The organism is Archangium sp. (assembly GCF_036388035.1).
Taxonomy (GTDB): domain Bacteria; phylum Myxococcota; class Myxococcia; order Myxococcales; family Myxococcaceae; genus Archangium.
The window spans coordinates 1-3376 of the sequence record NZ_DASVSO010000045.1; the positions used below are offsets into that span (position 1 = coordinate 1).

The 3376-nt window shown below is 69.9% G+C and carries 3 protein-coding genes and 1 pseudogene; 2 read left to right on the forward strand and 2 right to left on the reverse strand.

Annotated elements, in window-relative coordinates:
- The coding region (locus tag VF697_RS02035) for a polysaccharide deacetylase family protein (RefSeq protein ID WP_331091723.1) at positions 1-244 on the reverse strand (244 nt) is incomplete at its 3' end.
- 294 nt (positions 245-538) lie between these two features.
- On the opposite strand from VF697_RS02035, the gene VF697_RS02040 reads away from it, so the two are divergent.
- Positions 539-1570, forward strand: coding sequence for a CHAP domain-containing protein (locus tag VF697_RS02040; protein ID WP_331091725.1), 1032 nt, complete (start codon positions 539-541; stop codon positions 1568-1570).
- A gap of 65 nt (positions 1571-1635) precedes the next feature.
- Here VF697_RS02040 and VF697_RS02045 read toward each other — a convergent pair whose 3' ends face one another.
- Positions 1636-2895 carry an MFS transporter gene (locus tag VF697_RS02045; RefSeq protein WP_331091727.1) on the reverse strand — a complete coding sequence of 420 codons (1260 nt, stop codon included), beginning with the start codon at positions 2893-2895 and terminating at the stop codon, positions 1636-1638.
- 220 nt (positions 2896-3115) lie between these two features.
- Between VF697_RS02045 and VF697_RS02050 the strand changes: the two are divergent.
- Positions 3116-3376: pseudogene (locus tag VF697_RS02050) on the forward strand (AEC family transporter); the annotation flags it as partial.

Below are 3376 nucleotides of genomic sequence, written 5' to 3' on the forward strand. Positions count from 1 at the left end.
GCACCGTCATATAGCCGGTCCACCCGTTGCGGATGCCCTCGGTGACCAGGAAGTAGGTGGCGGGGATGCCGCGTGCGTTGAGCGCCGGGCGCGCCGCCGTGAACTGCGACGGCCAGCCGTCATCCAGCGTGATGCTCACCATGCCTCGCTGGAACGGCGTCGAGGCCCCCGCGGTCCCCGCTGCCAGGAGTAGCGCCACCACGAGCCCCCGCGGCACGCGATGCAACACATTCAATCCGCCCATATGCCCTCCATGTCAGGGATGCCCTCTGCGCTGAGCTGTCTTTCTCAATACTAAAACGCATCGCCCATGACTTCTGAAAGGCCGAGTTTCATGCAGGGGCGGAAATGCATATCTGCGCATCGGCGAAAGCCATGAGGAGCCTCTCGAAGAGCAAGTCCTCCAAAAGTGTTGGGCTCTCCCAGGCGAATCCGCTCACTGGATGCGAAATCGAGAAATCCTCGTTTCCATTCTTTACTCGAGTCGGCATTCTAGACCGCCCCGTCTTCAACCCCGCCGGTCAAGAAGGTCCACGCCATGTCACGACCCACTCGCCGCTTCATTGCAATGCAGGCCTGCGCGCTCGCCACGCTCTTCTGCGGATGCTTCACGGATCCGCGCGAGCTGCCCAACGCTCCCCTGGAGACGAGCAGCGGCCAGGCCGCGCTGAGCTCCCCGGACCTGGTGGTGTATGGCTGCCCTCCCGGGGCGGTGGGAGTCGTCGGCGCCACATTCATGGGGATTCCCGCCTACTGTCAGCCCTCCGGCGGTGGCTATTACCAGTGCGACGAGCTGGGCAATCGCTTCATGCGGGACGTGTACCAGCATCCCAACCTCGACAATGTCGTCACCGAGCTCGCTGACGCGATGTGCCCGAACGCGGCGGCCATGCCCGAGTACAGCGTGTGGGGCCCCGGCTACCGGGACACCACGGGCCAGGCGCCGCTCCCTGGCGATCTGGTCGTCTTCTCGGGTGAGCTGAATGGCCTGGCGATCGCCCACGTCGCGGTGGTCACCGGCATGGACGCCGACAACGTCTACTACATGCAGCAGAACATGAACGACCCCACCGGCAGCACCGGCTGGGATGCGAAGAAGTCGTGGTTCTCGAAGTCGAAGGTGCTCTGCTGGATCCACCCCGAGCCGGTCGCGAGCCCGCCGCCGTCGAACCTGCCTGACTGTGGCTGCTTCAATGGCGAGGGCGACTACTGCGGCCTCGGCATCGTCGACCACGAGGCGTGGTATGGCTGCCGCGCCAACGTCACGTCCCCGCTGAGCTACGACAACGTCTACAGCTGCAGCAACGGTGTCTTCAGCCTGAAGTCCACATGCTCCAACTGCGTGGCTCAGCGCTACACCTCGGCGTTGGGCTACTGCGCCGATGGCAACCCCTGCGGCCACGTCTTCCGTTACTCGAATGGGACCTACTGCGGCGCGTCGACGGACAACGGCTTCTCCGGCGCGGATGCGAACACCCTCTACACCTGCACGGACGGACTGGTGACCGCCACCTCCGCCTGCTCGCGAGGCTGCACGCCCCAGAAGGGTGGCTCCGACAAGTGTGACTGAGCGTCACGGGACTCCGCGAGGCTCCCAGGGCCCGCCTGGCGGAGTGCGGAGGGAGGGCGCCGGGCTCAGTCGAGCGCGGCGCTCACCTCGGGGCGGGTGAGGCGCAGGGTGTCCAGGCGGCGGCGGCGGGCATCGGCGACGGCTAGGTGCCAGCCGGCGGCGAACAGCCCCACCGCGAGGCAACTGCCCCACAGCGCATACCCGCCATGGCGTCCCAGCACCCAGGAGCCCAGGGAGGGCGCGAGGCAGGCGGACAGGGCCCACATCATGTAATAGGCGCCCTGGTAGGTGCCGCGCTGGTCGGGTGGCGCCAGGTCCGCCACCACGGCCGAGCCCACGGGCGACTGGGCGATCTCCCCCAGCGTCCACACCACCACGGCCAGCGTCGCCAGCGCGGGGTTGGCGCCGAGCGCGTGCAGCCCGAAGCCCAGCCCCGTCAGCCCCGAGGCCCAGGCGAGCGCCGAGGCGCGCCGCATGCGCCCCATCATCCGGCCGGCGAAGGGCTGCAGCAGCACCACGAGGACGCCGTTGACCGCGAGCACCGTGCCGAAGGTGGCCGTGGACATGCCCTGCGCCGTGAGGTCCAGCGGCAGCGTGACGTTGCTCTGCGAGAAGATGATGGCCGTGAGGAGGACGGGGAGGGCGAAGGAGAGGAACACCCCGTCCTGGAAGGGGGCCAGCGAGGGCAGCCGGTGGGCTGGCTCCGCGTCCCGCTGGGCCCGGGTGGGGCGCGTCTCGGGCACCTTCCACCAGACGATCGCGCCATAGACGAAGGTGGTGCAGGCGTCCGCCACGAAGAGGGCGAGGAAGCCGAAGCGCGAGGCCAGCCCCGCCAGCGGCAGGGCGATGGAGAAGCCCACGTTCACCACCCAGTACAGCAGGCCGTAGGCGCGTGGACGGTCCTCGGGCCGCACGATGTCGGCGATGGCCGCGGACACCGCCGGCCGGTACAGCTCGCCGAGCAGGCCCAGCAGGAAGGCCGACAGGGAGATGTGCCAGGTGGCGCGTGCGAAGCCCAGCGACAGCATGGCCGCCGAGCCCAGCCACAGCCCCGCCACCAGCGTCGTGCGCCGGCCCACGCGATCCGCGAGCGTCCCGCCCACGAGCCCCGCGAGCACGCCGCCCGCGCCGTGCAGCGACACCACGAGGCCGGCCTCCTCCACCCGGAAGCCGCGCTCGCGCGTGAGGTAGAGGGCCAGGAAGGGCACCACGAACGAGCCCAGCCGGTTCACCAGCGTGCCCGTCCACAGGTACCAGTAGGTGGTCGGCAGTCCCCCCGCCGTTGCCCGGACCTCCGCCGCCAGTCGCCCCAACAGGTGCTTCATGTCGGGGCGAAGCTTGCGGCAAGCCGCGCGGAAGCGCCAGGGGGCGGCGGCGGAGCGAGGGGAGGCGCCTTGACTTCGGGCTGGTGGTGCACCCGGATTTGCAGCACAACGCGCGGGTGCGCGCCACCCTCCATTTCCTCGCCGAGCTCATCCACCGCGAGCGCCCGCTCCTGTCCGGAGAGGGACGCCCCGCGCCGCGTGCTTCTGGCAGGAGGAGGACATGAGCCAGCTCGTCGGGCTGCTGGCCGCCAGCCTCGTCCTCGGAGCGCTGGCCCGGCGCAGCGGCCGCTTCCCGGAGCAGACGTCGCTGGTGCTCAACGCCTTCGTGCTCAACGTGGCGCTGCCCGCGCTGGTGCTGCGCGTGGTGCACACGGTGTCGCTCGCCCCCGAGCTGCTCGCCGCCGCCGCCACGCCCTGGCTCGTCTTCGGCGGCTCGTGGCTCCTCGTCCGCGCGGTGGGCCCGCGGCTCGGCTGCGCGCCG